21 protein-coding genes are annotated in these 16,727 nt (G+C 67.5%); 9 read left to right on the forward strand and 12 right to left on the reverse strand.

The window, feature by feature from the left end:
- The first annotated feature begins 177 nt into the window (after positions 1-177).
- Complete coding sequence (locus ACZ42P_RS03520; RefSeq protein ID WP_464898715.1) at positions 178-870, forward strand: Bax inhibitor-1/YccA family protein; 693 nt, start codon at positions 178-180, stop codon at positions 868-870.
- A gap of 52 nt (positions 871-922) precedes the next feature.
- Here ACZ42P_RS03520 and rlmD read toward each other — a convergent pair whose 3' ends face one another.
- Genes rlmD through ACZ42P_RS03535 form a run of 3 tightly spaced genes read right to left on the reverse strand, consistent with a single transcriptional unit; the run spans position 923 to position 3,382 of the window.
- On the reverse strand, positions 923-2,215 hold the full coding sequence (rlmD, locus tag ACZ42P_RS03525; RefSeq protein WP_464898716.1) for a 23S rRNA (uracil(1939)-C(5))-methyltransferase RlmD: 1,293 nt from the start codon (positions 2,213-2,215) through the stop codon (positions 923-925).
- Positions 2,212-2,607 (reverse strand): VanZ family protein, encoded by a 396-nt coding sequence (locus tag ACZ42P_RS03530; protein WP_464898717.1) that lies wholly within the window; start codon positions 2,605-2,607, stop codon positions 2,212-2,214. The genes rlmD and ACZ42P_RS03530 overlap by 4 nt, the downstream gene beginning before the upstream one ends.
- Position 2,608: 1 nt before the next feature.
- Positions 2,609-3,382 (reverse strand): 3'-5' exonuclease, encoded by a 774-nt coding sequence (locus tag ACZ42P_RS03535; protein WP_464898718.1) that lies wholly within the window; start codon positions 3,380-3,382, stop codon positions 2,609-2,611.
- Positions 3,383-3,519: 137 nt separating this feature from the next.
- On the opposite strand from ACZ42P_RS03535, the gene ACZ42P_RS03540 reads away from it, so the two are divergent.
- Complete coding sequence (locus ACZ42P_RS03540; RefSeq protein ID WP_464898719.1) at positions 3,520-3,798, forward strand: hypothetical protein; 279 nt, start codon at positions 3,520-3,522, stop codon at positions 3,796-3,798.
- Here ACZ42P_RS03540 and ACZ42P_RS03545 read toward each other — a convergent pair.
- From ACZ42P_RS03545 to ACZ42P_RS03570, 6 genes are read right to left on the reverse strand one after another with little or no spacing between them, the layout of a single operon-like run.
- A complete protein-coding gene (locus ACZ42P_RS03545; RefSeq protein ID WP_464898720.1) occupies positions 3,788-4,207 on the reverse strand; it encodes a YdbL family probable chaperone protein in 420 nt (139 codons plus the stop codon). The two genes, ACZ42P_RS03540 and ACZ42P_RS03545, sit on opposite strands and share 11 nt — an antisense overlap.
- Positions 4,207-4,389 (reverse strand): hypothetical protein, encoded by a 183-nt coding sequence (locus ACZ42P_RS03550; RefSeq protein WP_464898721.1) that lies wholly within the window; start codon positions 4,387-4,389, stop codon positions 4,207-4,209. The genes ACZ42P_RS03545 and ACZ42P_RS03550 overlap by 1 nt, the downstream gene beginning before the upstream one ends.
- Positions 4,390-4,399: 10 nt before the next feature.
- On the reverse strand, positions 4,400-6,406 hold the full coding sequence (locus tag ACZ42P_RS03555; RefSeq protein ID WP_464898722.1) for a hypothetical protein: 2,007 nt from the start codon (positions 6,404-6,406) through the stop codon (positions 4,400-4,402).
- Positions 6,390-7,280: a cysteine synthase CysM gene (gene cysM, locus ACZ42P_RS03560; RefSeq protein WP_464899359.1), complete on the reverse strand. Its 891-nt coding sequence runs from the start codon at positions 7,278-7,280 to the stop codon at positions 6,390-6,392. The genes ACZ42P_RS03555 and cysM overlap by 17 nt, the downstream gene beginning before the upstream one ends.
- Positions 7,277-8,266, reverse strand: coding sequence for a GGDEF domain-containing protein (locus ACZ42P_RS03565; RefSeq protein ID WP_464898723.1), 990 nt, complete (start codon positions 8,264-8,266; stop codon positions 7,277-7,279). Before ACZ42P_RS03565 ends, cysM begins: the two co-directional genes overlap by 4 nt.
- The gene (locus ACZ42P_RS03570; protein WP_464898724.1) at positions 8,263-9,756 is read right to left on the reverse strand and encodes a mannose-1-phosphate guanylyltransferase/mannose-6-phosphate isomerase; all 1,494 of its coding nucleotides are present in this window, start codon (positions 9,754-9,756) and stop codon (positions 8,263-8,265) included. The genes ACZ42P_RS03565 and ACZ42P_RS03570 overlap by 4 nt, the downstream gene beginning before the upstream one ends.
- Before the next feature lie 178 nt (positions 9,757-9,934).
- Between ACZ42P_RS03570 and ACZ42P_RS03575 the strand changes: the two genes are divergently transcribed.
- Positions 9,935-10,132, forward strand: a complete 198-nt coding sequence (locus ACZ42P_RS03575; RefSeq protein WP_464898725.1) for a hypothetical protein — start codon at positions 9,935-9,937, stop codon at positions 10,130-10,132.
- Positions 10,133-10,149: 17 nt separating this feature from the next.
- Here the strand turns inward: ACZ42P_RS03575 and icd are convergent, their stop codons facing one another.
- Entirely contained in the window at positions 10,150-11,391 is a 1,242-nt protein-coding gene (icd, locus tag ACZ42P_RS03580) for an NADP-dependent isocitrate dehydrogenase (protein ID WP_464898726.1), read from the reverse strand.
- 65 nt (positions 11,392-11,456) lie between these two features.
- Between icd and ACZ42P_RS03585 the strand changes: the two genes are divergently transcribed.
- Genes ACZ42P_RS03585 through ACZ42P_RS03610 form a run of 6 tightly spaced genes read left to right on the forward strand, consistent with a single transcriptional unit; the run spans position 11,457 to position 15,034 of the window.
- Positions 11,457-12,029, forward strand: a complete 573-nt coding sequence (locus ACZ42P_RS03585; RefSeq protein ID WP_464898727.1) for an rRNA large subunit pseudouridine synthase E — start codon at positions 11,457-11,459, stop codon at positions 12,027-12,029.
- Positions 12,030-12,055: 26 nt separating this feature from the next.
- The gene (locus tag ACZ42P_RS03590; protein ID WP_464898728.1) at positions 12,056-12,694 is read left to right on the forward strand and encodes a MarC family protein; all 639 of its coding nucleotides are present in this window, start codon (positions 12,056-12,058) and stop codon (positions 12,692-12,694) included.
- Positions 12,691-13,146, forward strand: coding sequence for an NUDIX hydrolase (locus tag ACZ42P_RS03595; RefSeq protein ID WP_464898729.1), 456 nt, complete (start codon positions 12,691-12,693; stop codon positions 13,144-13,146). Before ACZ42P_RS03590 ends, ACZ42P_RS03595 begins: the two co-directional genes overlap by 4 nt.
- A 2-nt stretch (positions 13,147-13,148) precedes the next feature.
- On the forward strand, positions 13,149-13,694 hold the full coding sequence (locus ACZ42P_RS03600; protein ID WP_464898730.1) for a hypothetical protein: 546 nt from the start codon (positions 13,149-13,151) through the stop codon (positions 13,692-13,694).
- The gene (gene mnmA / locus ACZ42P_RS03605; RefSeq protein WP_464898731.1) at positions 13,687-14,739 is read left to right on the forward strand and encodes a tRNA 2-thiouridine(34) synthase MnmA; all 1,053 of its coding nucleotides are present in this window, start codon (positions 13,687-13,689) and stop codon (positions 14,737-14,739) included. Before ACZ42P_RS03600 ends, mnmA begins: the two co-directional genes overlap by 8 nt.
- 7 nt (positions 14,740-14,746) lie before the next feature.
- Positions 14,747-15,034, forward strand: a complete 288-nt coding sequence (locus ACZ42P_RS03610; protein ID WP_464898732.1) for a hypothetical protein — start codon at positions 14,747-14,749, stop codon at positions 15,032-15,034.
- On the opposite strand, the gene ACZ42P_RS03615 is transcribed toward ACZ42P_RS03610, so the two are convergent.
- Positions 15,018-15,530 (reverse strand): class I SAM-dependent methyltransferase, encoded by a 513-nt coding sequence (locus ACZ42P_RS03615; RefSeq protein WP_464898733.1) that lies wholly within the window; start codon positions 15,528-15,530, stop codon positions 15,018-15,020. The genes ACZ42P_RS03610 and ACZ42P_RS03615 overlap by 17 nt on opposite strands.
- Positions 15,527-16,726 carry a GGDEF domain-containing protein gene (locus ACZ42P_RS03620; protein ID WP_464898734.1) on the reverse strand — a complete coding sequence of 400 codons (1,200 nt, stop codon included), beginning with the start codon at positions 16,724-16,726 and terminating at the stop codon, positions 15,527-15,529. Before ACZ42P_RS03620 ends, ACZ42P_RS03615 begins: the two co-directional genes overlap by 4 nt.
- Position 16,727 lies beyond the last annotated feature (1 nt).

Here is a 16,727-nt window from a genome sequence, read left to right on the forward strand (position 1 = left end):
CCGACGGCGGACGGGGATGATACCGTGGAATCTCGCGGGCGGCACGGGTCAGCTCCCACCCAGGCATTTCCGGCGGCGTCCCCGCCGTTGAAACTTTGACGTCCCTTGGCTAGTCTATCCCCTCGTCAGCCAACCTTTCCCTCTTCTGCATACCAGAACATCAGTCAAGGAGACGCCATGCAAGCCGAATTTCCGTCCACGCTCACAGGCACTTCGATCGCCGCCGCCAGCGCGCAGAAGGTGCTGCGCAACACCTACATGCTGCTGGCCATGACTCTGCTGTTCAGCGCCCTGACCGCGGGGGCCGCCATGGCGCTGCAAGTTCCCTACGGCGCAGGGTTGGTGAGCAGCCTGATCGCCCTCGCGCTGCTGTGGTTCGTGGTGCCGCGCACGGCCCATTCCGCCGCAGGCATCGGGGTCGTTTTCGCGATCACGGGTCTCTTGGGCTTCGGCCTGGGTCCCGTGCTCAACCACTACCTGAGCCTCGCCAACGGCGCGCAGATCGTGATGTTGGCGCTGGGTCTCACCGGCGTCACTTTCCTGGGACTGTCCGCCTATGCGCTCACCTCGCGCAAAGACTTCAGCTTCATGCGCAGCTTTCTGGTGGCCGGTGTGCTCGTCGCCTTCATTGCCTCCATCGTCTCTTTGGTGGCGGCGCTGCTGGGCCATCCCCTGCCGGCGCTGGCGCTGACCGTCTCGGCCATGTTTGCCGTGCTCATGTGCGGCATGATCCTCTATCAGACCGGCGAGATCGTGAACGGCGGCGAAACCAATTACGTGCTGGCCACCATCGGCCTGTACGTCTCCCTGTACAACCTGTTTACCAGCCTGCTGCACCTGCTGGGTGCCTTCATGGGTGAGCGGGAGTAACCTGTCACGTTTCCAACGGGCAGCGGGGCGGCTTGGCCGCCCCGCTGCTTTTTCAGCGCTCGAACAGCGCAATGGATTCCACGTGTCCGGTGTGGGGGAACATGTTGACCACGCCGGCCGCCCGCAGGCGATACCCTTTCTCGTGGGCAAGCACCGCCGCATCCCGTGCCAGCGTGGCCGGACTGCAGGAGACATAGACGATGCGCGCCGGCGCATCGTCTCCCAGCGCCTTCACCACCTGGATCGCGCCGTCGCGCGGCGGGTCGATGAGCATCTTGTCGAACCGCCCCCATTGCGCCAGGCTCTCCGGGGTGACCTCGAACAGGTTGGCCGCAAGGAAATGCGTGCCTTCGGCCAGCCCGTTGTGCACGGCATTGGCCCGCGCACGCGCCACCAGGGTGGGACTGCCCTCCACCCCCACCACCGTGGCGCCGCGGCGCGCCATGGGCAGGCTGAAGTTGCCCAGGCCACAAAAAAGATCCGCGATGCGCTCGCCCGGCTGCGGGTCCAGCAGACCCATGGCACGCCGCACCAGCACGCGGTTGATGGCGGGATTGACTTGGGTGAATTCCGTGGGCGAGAACGGCATGTCCAGCCCGAACTCCGGCAGCGTGTAGCTCAGGTGCGGTGCATCGAGGGGATAAAATGGGAACACGCTGTCCGGCCCCTTGGGTTGCAGCCACCACTGGATGCCGTGGGCATCGGCGAAATCGCGCAGCCGGATTTCGTCGTCTGGGCTCAGGGGTTCCAGGATGCGCAACACCAGCACGTCCACCCGCTCCCCGAGGGCGATTTCCACCTGGGGAGCGCGATCGCGCACCGACAGCCCGGCGATCAGTTCACGCAGCGGGTCGATCAGCCGGGATATGCGGGGCGGCAGGATCTCGCAGCGATGCATATCGGCGATGAAACTGCTTTTGCGCTCGTGGAAGCCCACCAGCACGCCGCCCTTCTTGGGGACCAGGCGCACCGACATGCGCGCCCGGTGGCGATAGCCCCAGCCCGGCCCATGGATGGCAGGCAGCATCTGCTCCGGCCGCACCTTGCCGATGCGCGCCAGGTTGTCTTCCAGGATGCGCTGTTTCGCCGCCACCTGCGCGGCGGGATCCATGTGCTGCAGCAGACAGCCGCCGCACACGCCGAAATGGGGGCAGCGTGGAGACACCCGCATGAAGCTCGCCTCGACCACGCGGGTGACGCTGGCCAGCTCGTAGCTGGGCTTGCGGCGCAAGGTGCGGATCTCCACGCATTCCCCGGGCAGCGCGCCTTCCACGAACACCACCTTGCCTGCCACGTGGGCGACACCGCGCCCCTCGTGGTCCAGGGATTCGATGCGCACGCTCATGCCGGCATCCTCCAGCCGTCGAGACGCCGCTCCAGGGCGATCAGCAGGCGGCCGGCCCGGGTGGCCGCTAGGCGTGCGCCGAGCAGAAGGCCCACGGTATCCGCCACGACGTCGGCCGCCTCGGGCGAGCGGGTCGGCGTAAAAGACTGGGCGATCTCGATACCCACCCCCAGCGCCAGCAGCGCCGCCATCACAGCCAGGGTATGACGCGGTGCGATCTGCAGGAACCACAAGGCAAGCCAGGCGAAGGTGACGCCATGTTCCAGCTTGTCGGCATGGGCAAACGCCAGGGGCTCAGGGGGCGCAGACATGAGGGACAGATGGAGCACGACGGCCACCATCAACAGCCCCAGAAGCCACCACAGACCCCGCCGGTCCAGCTGTGCGTCCATGTCAGCCCCAGGCCGCAAGGTATTCCTGCCAGTGGGCATCCGGCAGCCCCGCCAGATGCTCGCGCACGCGGGCCACTTCCGCCTCATAGGTTTCCCGTGTCAGGGCGCCGCGCAACAGCTGGAAACGCAGATAGACAAGGAAGGTATTGACCACGTCGGTCTCGCAATAGGCGCGGATGGCCTGGATTTCGCCGCGGCGCCACGCGGGCCAGACCTGGCTGCCGTCCATGCCCAGCTTGCCCGGGAAGCCGATGAGCCGCGCCAGTTCGTCCAGGGGGGCATTGGCCCGCGGCTGGTACAGGGCGAGCAGGTCCATGAGATCGAGATGCCGGGTGTGGTAGCGGCTGATGTAGTTGTTCCATTTGAATTCGCGGTCATCGTCGCCCATGTCCCAGTAGCGGGGCGCAGACAGACCATGGATGAGCGCCCGGTAATGGAGCACGGGCAGATCGAAGCCGCCCCCGTTCCAGGAGACGAGCTGGGGCGTGTATTTCTCGATGCCGTCGAAAAAGCGCTGGATCAGCTCCGCCTCGGGCGCTTCCGGCGTGCCCAGGGACCAGACACGGAAACCCTCGTCATTGCGCAGCACGCAGGAGATGGCGACCACCCGGTGCAGATGATGGGGCAGGAATTCGCTGCCCGTCGCCTGGCGTCGGCGCTGGAAGGCGATTTCGGCGATCTCCTCCGGGCTCGCCGCCGGATCGAGATCCCACAGGGTACGCAGCCCGTCGGTGTCGGGAACGGTTTCGATGTCGAAGACCAGAACGGGGATCATGCCTGCACTCCTCGCCACCGCCTCTCCAGCCGGGCGGAGGGGGCGGCGGCTTGACTTGCCGGGGCAACGGGGGACAATGCCGGGTGAATGGCCCACGCCGGAGGGGCTTGCACCCGGACCGTCATGGGAGGATCGCCATGGAAAGCGCGCTCGAACTCCGTTTTCCCCACATCGTCAGCCACCTGGTGGAAGTCTGGCCGCGTGAGGCGGAGGCCGCGCGCTACCTGCAGGACCTGCTGTTCGTCAACCGCCAGCGGCCCGGACGCCATGGCTTCGACGAGGCGACCTGGGCCGAGCTCACCTTCCTCAACGATCTGCTGCAAAGCCGCTGCCCGCTCACGCCTTCCCAACAGGGCACCGACATCTGGGCCATTGCCTGGGATGCGCAGCAGAGCACGCCCGACACTACTTCCTGACCCATTCGCCGTTGGCATTCTGCACATACCAGCCGGCGGGCGCCTTGGCGATCCAGCGGCTGGCGAAGGTGGCGCGGATGTCCGCCTCCCATTCCGGGTGACCGTTGGCGCGGGCGATTTCGCGATAGAGTGCGGCGCGGTCGCGGTTTTCTTCCGCCACCAGGGACTGGATCAGCGCGCGCTGGGCAAGCGGCACCAGCGAGGCATCACGCAGGGCGATCAGGCCGTCCCGGGTGAGCCCGATGGCACCGTTGTCGTAAAAGGGTTTGAGCTGCAGGTGACGGGCCTGCTGCGCAGTCTTGATGGCCGCGATGGCAGGCGTGTCGATATCCAGATTGGCGCCCTGGGCGAAGGCGGAAAAGGCCGCCACCAGCAGCCAGAGTGAAAACAGGGACTTCAGGCCGCGCATCACTTGCTTTCCTCCCGGGCAGCGCCCGGCCCACGCTCGGGCTTGAGCTGCCAGACCTCGTCGATGATCTTGTCCGCCGCCTTTTCCGCGGCGGCGGCGGGAAAGTAGATGTTGATGGTGACGCAGCCGGCAAGCAGGACGCCCGTCAGCAGGATGCCACTCGCGCGCGACAACAGGCGCATGATTTCTTCCTCATTTGACCACGGCAGGCCCGCCTTGCCGGATGCGCGCCAGCCGTTCCACCAGTTCGTTCCAATCGACCCGGCGATTGTAGCCGATGACGCTGAGGGCGGGAATCCCGCCGCCTTCCACGATGAGGAAGCCGCCGTTTTTTTCGGTCAGACCGCTCAAGCTGAGCACGTTGCGTTCCAACCGTCCCGCAAGGCCGATGCGCCGGTAACGGAAGTCTTCGAAGAACCGCAGGAAGCTCTTCTGCAACGCAGCCGTGGCGCTGCCACCACCGAGAGCGGCGATGTTGTCCACGGCCCGTTGGGAGATGCGCCGCGGATAGTCGCCGGGACTGCTTGCCACCGATGCGCTGAAACGCAGCAGGCGGCCGTTTTCCAGCACCAGATCCCGCACCACGGCATCCACCCGCCCTTCCATGCGGCCGAAGGAAAAGGTGCGGGTAAGCAGATCGAGATCCAAACCTCGCATGTCCACCTCGGCCTCAGCGCGGCTCACCGGCCCGGCCAATCCTTCCACACGCAGGTCCCTGACCACCGCAGTGCCGTCAAAGACCCGGAACAGCAGCGCACCATCCACGCTCAGGACGCCCTCGCGCCAGCTCGCACGCGGCACGACAGCGGAGAGGCTGCCATGCATGCGCGGCCAGCCCAGTGCCGCCGACAGACTCTCCATGGAAACGGGACGCAGGCTCGCCTCCCCCGCCGCCTCCCAGCCCGCCGTACCGCGCCGCAGCGCCAGATGGGCAAGCTGCAGCACACCGTCCAGCAGCGGCAGTTCCAGCCGGTCCACCGCCGCGCCGCCCGGGTCGAGACGCACGTCGGCAGTGAAGGGGCCCAGCGGCAGGGCGCGCAGGCGGCCACCGGTCACTTCGAGTCTGCCCAGCGACGGACCCTGGGCACGCCAGGGAAGAAGGGCGCGGATGCCCTCCAGCGCCAGCACACCGCGGCGGTGGGCCACGCTGCCTTGTTCGAGATCGAAATCGAAGCGGGTGAGGCGCCCGCCGTCGACTTCCAGACTACCGCGTGCGCGCCCGCCAAGCGTCAGCTCCGCGGCGAAACCGCCGGCCAGAAGCGGCTTCACGAACTGGTCGTAGGCAGGTCCGAGGGCCACCCCGTCGCTTTCCAGCGCAAGCTGTTCCACGCGCCGCGCCAACAGGTCCCAACGCGCCCTGACCAGAAGGCGGCCGATGCCTTCCAGGGTCAAGCGTGAGTCGGTGAGCTGCAGAAAGCGGCCGTCATAGCTGCCGTGAAACGCCAGGCGCCGCGGCCGGGACGCCAGGTAAAAAGGCGACCAGAAGACTTCACCGCCCTCCCAGAGGAGCTCGCCGCTGCCCTTCCAGTCCGCCTCGCGCCGGGCCTGCAGGGTGAGTGCGAGCGTCAGCCCCTCGCCCGCGTGCAGGCCGGCCGCGTCGCTGAAGGCGGCCTCCCGCACCCGGCCCGTCGCAGCGACCTCGAGGCGCCGGGCCGCATCGAGCGCAAGCCGGATGCGTCCATCGAGCCGCCCGGCGGACACACGCGGCCCGTCCGGGGGAAGCCAGGGGGCGAGACGCGTGAGCAGGCCGTTGCCGACCTCGATTTCGGTCAGGGCGAGCGCGCCCCGTTTGCCATGACTGAGACGCCAGCGTTCGCCATCCGGCCCGGTGAGCTCGAGTTCCAGGGCACGCTCCCGCAGGCGGTAGTGAAATTGCACGGCAAGCCCGGGCAGGGCATCGAGCCGGCCGTCCCGGCAGACGATGGCGTCCGTGGCAATGCGTGTGCGGGCACAGTGCAAACGGAGGTTCTGCCAGCGGCGCGTGCCCAGGCGCGCATCGCCAATGTGCAGGTCCAGGGGTTGGCCGCCCGCCAGGAGGACACGTGCCGTGATGTCCTGCACCAGCAGGCCGGGCGCATCGAGCCGCTCGAGACTCAGCTCGAGGGTCTGGGCACACAGCGGCAGGGCGCAGAGGGCGAACAGAAGGAGGAGCAGCCCGCGCGCCGCCCGCGGCGCGCGGGCCTCAGGCGGGGAACACACCCGTGGAGAGATAACGGTCACCCCGGTCGCAGACGATGGAGACGATGACGGCGTTCTCCACCTCCGCCGACACCCGCAGCGCCGCCGCCAGCGCGCCCCCGGAGGAGATGCCCGCGAAGATGCCTTCCTCACGCGCCAGGCGGCGGGTCATCTCCTCGGCCTCCTCCTGGCTCACATAGAGGAGCCGGTCCACCCGGCTGGGATCGTAGATTTTGGGCAGGTATTCCTGGGGCCACTTGCGGATGCCCGGAATCTGGGCCCCCTCCTCCGGCTGCACGCCGATGATCTGGATCGCCGGGTTGCGTTCCTTGAGATAACGGGAGCAGCCCATGATGGTGCCCGTGGTGCCCATGCTGGATACGAAGTGGGTGATGGTGCCCTGGGTGTCGCGCCAGATTTCCGGCCCCGTGCCCTCGTAATGGGCCTGGGGATTGTCCGGATTGCCGAACTGGTTGAGGATGCGCCCCCTGCCCTCGGCCTGCATGCGGTTGGCCACGTCGATGGCTTCCTCCATGCTGCCCTCGCGCGAGGTGAGCACGATTTCCGCGCCGAAGGCGCGCATGATCTGGCGCCGCTCCACACTCATGTGCTCGGGCATGACCAGGATCATGCGGTAGCCGCGGATGGCCGCCGCCATGGCCAGGGCAATGCCGGTATTGCCGCTGGTGGCCTCGATCAGGGTGTCGCCGGGCTTGATCTCGCCGCGGGCCTCGGCGCGCATGATCATGGAGAGAGCAGGACGATCCTTGACCGAGCCTGCCGGGTTGTTGCCCTCCAGTTTCACCAGGATGGTGTTGCTGGTCTTGCCCGGCAGGCGCTTGAGCCGGACCAGCGGCGTGTTGCCCACGAAATGTTCGATGGTGTGAAACATCAGGCCTCCGAACGCTGCTTGAGCGCGCTGTCCCCCTGGTAGAGATGGTCGCATTCCGGCACCACGCCGGCCATGGTGACGCAATTCTTGCCATGGCTCTTGGAATGCTTGAGCGCACGCCAGGCCCGCGCGTAAAACTCGGCGCGGGACTCGCCGCCGATGTAGGTGGCGGCGCCGAAGCTCGCCGTCACGGGTTCCAGTACCGGCAGGATGAGCTGGCTTTCCAGCTCCATGCGGATGCGCTCGGCGACGATGATGGCGCCCATCTCATTGGTTTCGGGCAACAGCAGCGCGAATTCCTGGCCGCCGTAGCGCACCGCCAGATCCACGCCCCGCACCGCCTGCCTGAGCAGGGTGGCGATGTGCCCAAGGATTTCGTCGCCCACCTCGCGGCTGTAGTTTTCGTTGATCGCGGTGAAATTGTCGATGTCCATGAGCAGCAGCGCCAGCGGGCGGCGCGAGCGCTCCCAGCGCCGGATCTCGTCTTCCATGCGCTGGTCCAGCACCGCCCGGTTGGCCAGCCCGGTCACCGTATCCAGGCGCTTCAACTGGGCGATCTCCTCCAGGGCCTGCTGCAGGGCGTGGCTGCGCCGGGTGAGCACACGCCGTACCTCGTCCAGTTCCTTTTTGGTCTGGACGAGTTCCGCGTTCGTTTCCTCGAAGGCGCTGATGTCCATTTCCGCCACCAGGAACAGCAGCCTGTTCACGCGGTACACCCGCCCCGCGAAGGCGCGCTGCGGACCCTCGGGCGCACCGAGACGGATCAGTCCCTGATACACCAGCCCATCCCCCTGGGCGGGTGAGGCCGCCAGCAGGCTGAAACCGGGCTCGATGAAGCCGGCCGTCGGGGTGCCTTCAGTGAGGCCCGCCAAGGTGGCGAGGAACCCCTCATTGGCCTCGATGATCTGCCCATCCTCCGACAGGAGAGCCAGCGCAACCGCGCGCAGTTCCCTGAGCCAGGAGGGCAGCAGCGCGAAGCCCGCGTTCAACGCGGACTCCCGCCATCGCAGTCGCGGCCATAGACGTCATCGAAGCGCACGATGTCGTCTTCCTCCAGATACGGCCCGCTCTGGATTTCGATGATCTGCAGCGGAATACGCCCGGGATTCTCCAGCCGGTGACGGTGCGTCTTGGGAATATAGGTGGACTGGTTTTCCTCCAGGTAGATCTCCGTCTCGCCGTTGGTGATGCGCGCGGTGCCCGCCACCACCACCCAGTGTTCGGAACGGTGGTAGTGCATCTGCATGGACAGCTTGGCGCCCGGGTTCACCACGATGCGCTTGATCTTGTAGAACGGCCCCTCCTCCAGCACCGTATAACTGCCCCAGGGACGGGTCACGGTGAGATGGGTTTCCGCCAGGTGGGCATGGCGTTCCCTGACCAGGGCCACCAGCTGCTTGAGATCCTCCACCCGTTCCCGCGGGCAGACCAGGGTGGCATCCCGCGTCTGCACCACGGCCAGCCCCTCGATTCCCAGGGTGGCCAAGAGCCCATGTTCGCTCCAGAGCAGGTTGTCCCGGCTGTCCAGCGCGAGCACGTCACCCTGGACCATGTTTCCCTGCGCGTCCTTGTCCCGCTGGCGGTAAATGGCCTCCCAGGAGCCCAGATCGCTCCACCCCATGTCCACCGGCACCACCGCCACATCCGGTGTGAGTTCCAGCAAGCCATAGTCGATGGACACATCGGGCATGGTGCCGTAGAGCTCGGCGGGTGCGCTGGTGGCGCCCAGCGCGGCCAGTTGCCGGGCGGCCTCGTAAACCGCGGGCTGATGGCGCTGGAGCAGTTCCTGGAAGCGGTCCGCCCGGAACACGAACATGCCGCCATTCCAGAAGTAGCCCCCCTGCTGCAAATACTGGCGGGCCGTCTCCAGGTCCGGCTTCTCCACGAAACGGGTGGCCTTCTGAACGGCGGCGATGGGTCCACTCTCCCCGGCCGCCAGCGCCGGACCCGCCTGGATATAGCCATAGCCCGTGGCAGGCTCGGTGGGCTTCATGCCGAACAGGGTAATGTAGCCCCGCTGGGCGCCGGCCTCCGCGGACTCCCAGGCCTTGAGGAAGGCCTGCCCGTCCGCCACCGCATGGTCCGAGGAGAACACGCCGACGAGGGCATCCGGCGTCTCCTGGGCGATGCGCGCACAGGCCCAGGCAATGGCCGGCAGCGTGTTGCGTCCCATCGGCTCGGCCAGCACCCCGCCCGCCAGGGCCGGATGCACGGCGTGGAGCTGGCCGGCGACCTCGAAGCGGTATTCGTGCGAGGTCACGGTGAGCACGTGGGCCGGGTCCACCATGGGCAGCAGGCGGCGCAGGGTCTGCTGCAGCAGGCTCTCGCCGCCGTTGAGGCAGAGCAGCTGTTTCGGCTTGCTGGTGCGCGACAGGGGCCACAGGCGTGTGCCGGAGCCCCCGGCGAGTACGATGGCATAACGCTTGGCCGCGGGCAGACGCTCCGCGGCGGGATGCAGCTTGACGTTGCTGGCTGGCATGGCGTCCTCCTCCGCTCCCGGGGCCGTGGCCGGGATGAAAACGATACCACAGTCGCCCGTGACCCTGGCCATCCGCCCTTTTCTGTCCTATGCAGAATCATGGAGGAACGGGCCGCTTTGAGCCTCCCCGTCCCGGCGTGGGGCAGGCGTCCCGGGCCTTGCGGCGAGGACACGGCAAATGGAACCAGGCGGCACCGGCGATGGCCGGGGCCCGGCGCAGACAGGCATCAGCGCGACCCTGCTGGCCGCACTGGAAGCCCTGCGCGCGGATCTGGGGGAGACGGCGGAGGAGCTGATCGCCCTGCTGCGTGCAGCCGGAATCACCCCGGGGGCAGTTCCGTCGCAAGCCGGGCGGGATGACGGCGAGGCGGGCTGAGCCCCGTGGCCTTGCCGCTACATGTGGTCGATGATGCTCTGTCCGAAGGCGGAGCAGGAGACCTGGGTCGCGCCCGGCATGAGGCGCGCAAAGTCGTAGGTGACGCGGCGCGCCTCGATGGCGCCTTCCATGCCCTTGATGATGAGATCGGCCGCTTCGGTCCAGCCCATGTGGCGCAGCATCATCTCCGCAGAGAGCACCAGCGAACCGGGGTTGACGTAGTCCTGGCCGGCGTATTTGGGGGCGGTGCCATGGGTGGCCTCGAACATGGCCACGGAATCCGAGAGATTGGCGCCGGGCGCAATGCCGATGCCGCCCACTTCCGCGGCCAGGGCATCGGAGATGTAGTCGCCGTTGAGGTTGAGGGTGGCGATCACGTCGTATTCCTCCGGCCGCAGCAGGATCTGCTGCAGGAAGGCATCGGCGATGACGTCCTTGATCACGATGCCGTTGGGCAGCTCCATCCAGGGGCCATCGCCGATGGGCTTCGCGCCGAACTCCCGCGCCGCCAGCTCGTAGCCCCATTTCTTGAACCCGCCCTCGGTGAACTTCATGATGTTGCCCTTGTGCACCAGGGTCACCGACTTGCGGCCGTTGTCGATGGCATAGCGGATGGCCTTGCGGATCAGGCGCTCGCTGCCTTCGCGCGAGACGGGCTTGATTCCGATGGCGGAGGTTTCGGGGAAACGGATCTTGCCGCCCACGCCCATTTCGTCCGTGAGGAAGGCGATCACCCGGCGCACCGCCTCGCTGCCCGCCTCCCACTCGATGCCGGCGTAGATGTCCTCGGTGTTTTCGCGGAAGATCACCATGTCCACCTTTTCCGGCGCCTTCACCGGACTCGGCACGCCGCGGAAATAGCGCACGGGGCGCAGGCAGACGTAGAGGTCGAGCTGCTGACGCAGCGCCACGTTGAGGGAGCGAATGCCGCCCGAGGTGGGCGTGGTGAGCGGCCCCTTGATGGACACCACGTATTCCCGGGCGGCCTCGACGGTCTCCTCGGGCAGCCAGACATCCCCCCCGTAGAGGCGGTTGGCCTTCTCCCCGGCATAGATCTCCATCCACTGGATGGCGCGCCGACCGCCGTAGGCTTTGGCCACGGCCGCATCCACCACCTTTTTCATCACGGGCGTGATGTCCACGCCGGTGCCGTCGCCCTCGATGAAGGGAATGATGGGCCGGTCCGGCACGTTCAGGCTGAAATCGGGATTGACGGTGATCTTTTCGCCCTCGGCGGGCACCTGGATATGGCGGGTCATGAATTCATCCGGACAAAAAAACGGATCTCGCCGGGGCGGACGATCCAGTCTATGCTGCGCAGCCGATGCCGCGTCTGATCCTGCTCAACAAGCCCTATGGCGTGATCTGCCAGTTTCGCCCCGACGGGCTGCACCCCACGCTCAAGGACTACGTGCCGGTGCCCGGCGTCTATCCCGCGGGCCGTCTCGACACGGACAGCGAAGGCCTGGTCATTTTAACCGATGACGGCCGGCTCCAGCACCGCATCACCGATCCCCGCCACAAACTGCCCAAGACGTACTGGGTGCAGGTGGAGGGCATTCCGGATGACGCGGCCCTTTCGCGGCTCGCCAGGGGCGTGCCCCTGGGGGATTACGTCACCCGTCCCGCGCAGGTGGCGCGCATAAATGAACCGGCGGGCTTGTGGCCGCGCGATCCGCCCATCCGCCAGCGCCGACACATTCCCACCAGCTGGCTCACCATCACCCTGCGCGAGGGCAAGAACCGTCAGGTGCGCCGCATGACGGCGGCGGTGGGTCATCCCACCCTGCGGCTCATCCGCTGGTCGGTGGGGGAATGGACTCTGGCGGGCCTTGCGCCCGGTCAGTGGCGCGAGGTACCGGTGCCCGGGCCCCGGCGGCGGCCCGGCGGCGGGTAGAATAGCGCCTTGCGCGCGGACTCCCCATGCACGAGTGGCAACAACTGTTCAAGATCACGGTGGCCCTGCTGGCCATCGTCAATCCCTTCGGCGGCATTCCCGTCTTCATCGGCGCCACCCAGGGCTGGCGGCCGCGCGAGCGTGCCCGTACCGCGCGCACCGTCGCCCTCACCGTCTTCTGCGTGCTGGCGCTGGCGGCCTTCACCGGCGACCGCCTGCTGGATTTCTTCAATGTCAGCATCGGTTCCTTCATGGTGGGAGGCGGCATCCTGATCCTGCTATTGGCCATTTCCATGCTCCAGGCCAGGGAGAGTCCCATCCGCCAGACCCCCGAGGAAGCGGTCGAGGTGGCCGACCGTCAGGCAGTGGGCGTGGTGCCCCTGGGCGTGCCGCTGCTGGCCGGACCCGGCGCCATCTCCAGCGTGATCATCGCCGCCCATCAGTTCCGTCACGGTGATTTCCTGGGCCACGTCATGCTGCTTGTGCCCATCCTCGTGGTCACCCTGGTGGTGTGGGGCGTGTTCCTCTTGGGCAGCCGCATCGCCCGGCGCCTGGGGCGCACCGGCCTCAACATCGTCACCCGCCTGATGGGTCTGGTGCTCGCCGCCATGGCGGTGGAAACCATCGCCCGTGGTCTGATGGAACTGTTTCCCAAGCTCGCGTGAGTGCCATGATCTGGAAACCCCATGTCACCGTGGCCGCCGTCGTGGAACAGGATGGCCGCTTCCTGCTGGTGGAAGAAGAGGCCGGCGGCCAGCTCGTGCTCAACCAGCCCGCCGGCCACTGGGAACGGAACGAAAGCCTGGTCGAAGGGGCCGTGCGCGAGACCCTGGAGGAAACCGGCTACGATTTCGAGCCCAGCGCGCTGGTGGGCATTTACCGCTGGCCCCATCCCCAGAAGGAGGTCACCTACCTGCGTTTCGCCTTCGCCGGCCGCATCACCGGTTACCACCCGGAACGGCCGCTGGATGCGGGCATCCTGCGCCCGCTGTGGCTTACGCCGGAGGAACTGATGGCCGATGCGGCGCGTCACCGCAGCCCGCTGGTGGCGCGCTGTGTAGCGGATTATCTCGCCGGCCGGCGTTATCCCCTCGAGCTGCTCACCCACTTCGACTGAACATGCGGCCCTGGTATCTTCTCCTGCTGGCCCTGCTGCCGGCCGCCGCCCATGCCGACGAGCAGGTGGACATCTGCTACAACTGGGGCTGTCAAACCCGCGCGGTGGTCGTGTTCGACGTCAACGACCTGCTGCGCATCGCCGACCTGTTCGAGGGGGCCGACACCCCCGCGCTGGAACGGAGCGCGATCCAGCTCGCCATCGGCCTCATGGAACGCATCGCCGGCGAGCAGACACCCACCCGCAATGACCGGGGCGGCAATCTCGACGACGACGGCGTGGAGGGACGCATGGACTGCATCGACCATTCCCACAACACCACGGCCTATCTGCGTCTCCTCGAACGGCGGGGCCTGTTGCGCTTCCACGAAGTGCTGGAGCCGGTGGAGCGGGCCCCGTGGCTGCTCGACGTACACTGGGCGGCGCGCATCCGCGAGCGCGCCGGCGGCGAGGAATACGTGGTGGATTCCTGGTTCTTCGACAACGGGCAGCCGGCGGCGGTGTTCACCCTGCGGGAATGGAAGAAGGGAGCGCAGCCCCATGGCTGAGCGTGTCGTGGTGGGCATGTCCGGGGGCGTGGATTCCTCCGTCGCGGCCCTGCTGCTCAAGCGCCAGGGTTACGACGTGGTGGGCCTGTTCATGCGCAACTGGGAGGACGACGAGGAATGTCCCGCGCGCCAGGATTTCCTGGACGTGCTGGCGGTGGCCGACGTGATCGGCATCGAGGTGGAAGCGGTGAATTTCGCGCGGGAATACAAGGAACGGGTGTTCAGGTATTTCCTGCAGGAGTATGAGGCCGGCCGCACCCCCAACCCGGACGTGCTGTGCAACTCGGAAATCAAGTTCAAGGCCTTCCTGGAGCACGCCCTCAGCCTGGGGGCCAGCCGCATCGCCACCGGACACTATGCGTCGGTGCGCGAGCGGGATGGCCGCTTTGAGCTCGTCAAGGCGCGGGATGCCGCCAAGGACCAGACCTATTTCCTCTATCGCCTGAACCAGGCCCAGCTCGCCCGCACGCTGTTTCCCCTGGGCGGGCTGCTCAAGAGCGAGGTGCGCGCCATCGCCCGCGAGGCGGGCCTGCCCACCCACGCCAAGAAGGACAGCACGGGCATCTGTTTCATCGGCGAGCGGAATTTCCGTGAATTCCTGGCGCGCTATCTGCCCCGGCAGCCGGGGGACATGGAAACCCCGGACGGCCGCTGCGTGGGCCGCCACGAGGGCCTCATGTACTACACCATCGGCCAGCGCCAGGGCCTGGGCATAGGCGGGCCCGGTGCCCCCTGGTATGTGGCAGGCAAGGATCTCGCCCGCAACGTGCTCATCGTGGTGCAGGGCCATGACCACCCCCTGCTGCTCAGGGACCGGCTGGAAGCCTCGGCGCTCTCCTGGATCGCCGGCACACCGCCCGACCCCCGCCACGCCTACGGTGCCAAGACCCGCTACCGCCAGGCCGATGCCCCCTGCCACATCGAGCGCCTCGCGGACGACCGCATGCTCCTGCGTTTCGACAGTCCCCAGTGGGCCGTGACACCCGGCCAATCGGTGGTGCTGTACCGGGACGAGGTCTGCCTGGGGGGCGGCATCATCCAGTGAGGGCGCCATGGCCCTGAACCCCGAGCCCGAATGCTGGAACTGTCGCCACTTCCGGATCGACGCCCGGCGCAAGGTCTGCGCGCTGCACCAGGTGGTGCTGCCCATGGAACGGGGGCCGCACCTGGTCTGCACCCGCTGGCAGCATCCCGGCGATGGGCGCGGTGCGGTGGTGTGGTGGCACAGGCGCTACCTGCGCTACGACAGCCTGCTCTACCGCTATGCCCCCTTCGGCGCGGAAATACCCCGGCCGGTGGCACCCTTCCGTGCCCTGCCGGTGGCTAGCGGCGTGCGCTGAGGCGCTGCATCATCGCCGGACGCGGGCTGGCCGTGTAGCCCTGGCCGAAGGCCAACACCGACAGCCGGGGGAAGGCCTGCAGCAGTTCGTTGCGCCGCAGCAGGAAATCCGGGTTGGTGGGACGGCCGAAGGCCTCGTTGCCCACCATGAAGGTTTCGTAGATGAGCAGCCCGCCGGGCACGAGGGCCGCCTCGATCCGGGGAAACAGCGGCCGATGCAGATAGCAGGTGACGACGATGGCGTCGAAGGCCCGGTCCCCGTAGGGCCATGCCCCCTGCTCCAGGTCGGCGCAGCGCGGCGTGATGCCGGGCACGTCTGCCAGCGCCGCGAGCGCCCCGGCATCGCGGTCCACCGCTTCCACCCCGAAGCCCCGGGCCGCCAGCCAGCGCGCATGGCGCCCGCTGCCCGCGGCGAGATCCAGCACCCGCGCGCCAGGGGGCAGCAGGCGTGCCCAGCGCACCACCCAGGGCGAGGGCGGCAGTCCCTCCCCACTCATAGTGTCCCGACCCTGTGACCCCGCCGGCGCGCCTTGGCCTGATAGCAGGCCTGGTCCGCCTGATGCACGAGCTCGGTGGCAGTGAGAGCCGGATCGATGGCCACCACGCCCCCGCTCATGCCCACGCGCAACACGTGTTCGCCCCAGGGCAGGCAGAACTCCGCCACGACCCGGCCCAGGTCCACCACGATGGCTTGCGCCTCTTCCAGCCGATGCCCCGGCAATAACAGACCGAACTCGTCACCGCCCAGTCGAGCGAGGGTCGCTCCTTCCGGCACCCGGGCCTGCATGGTGCGGGCAATACCTTTGAGAAGCTGGTCGCCGGCCTCGTGGCCGTGGCGGTCGTTCACGGGCTTGAAGTCGTCGAGATCCAGGTAGGCAAGGGCGTGACTGCCCTGCCCGTTTCGCGCCCGCTGCATCACCTCATGTAGCCGGATTTCGAACATGCGCCGGTTGGGCAGGCCCGTGAGGGCATCGTGGCTCGCCGCCCAAGAAAGCTTCTGCGCGGCCTCTTCCGCCCGTCGTCTGGCCTCCTGCAGAAGGGTCTCGTTGCGGACGGAGCGGCGGGTGACATGGATGGCCGTGGCCAGCATGACGGCAAGGGTGAGCCCGGTGAGCAGCACCAGCAGCAGCCAGGTACTGCGGTAGCGATCGTTGGCATCGGCGAGCAGACGCTGGGTTTCGGCGCGCTCGATTTCCAGCATGCCATCCAGCGTCTCGATGAGACGCGCCTCCAGGGGCAGGATGTCCCGACGGATGATACGCGCGGCCTGGTCGAGGCGCTCTGCCACCATGGCATCCAGCGCCTGTTCATGCAGCTTCTCATCCTCCACGATCAGGGCGCGGGCCTGTTGCCACGCCTCACGTTGGGCCGCCCCGGGATTGAGACCCAGCAGGGTGTCCCGGGCCTGGATGAAAGCGAGTGCCATGCGGTCGTAGCGCAGCCGCTCCTCGTCCCGCTCGAAGGGATCATGCATGAAGAACATGCTCTGCAGGCTGGCGAGCCGGTCGCGCGCCACCACCCGCATGGTGTACACCGCTTCGGCACGGCGGAAGGTGCGGTTGGCGAGTTCGTCCATCTGGGCATTGATCTCCGCCAGGCGGCTCAAGCCCAGCCCCAGCATGACGAGCATAAAGACGGCAACGCCGGCAAAGCCGGCGAGAATGACGTGCCTGCTTGGCAGATGGGCCGCCACG

This window comes from Thiobacter subterraneus, from assembly GCF_055379455.1.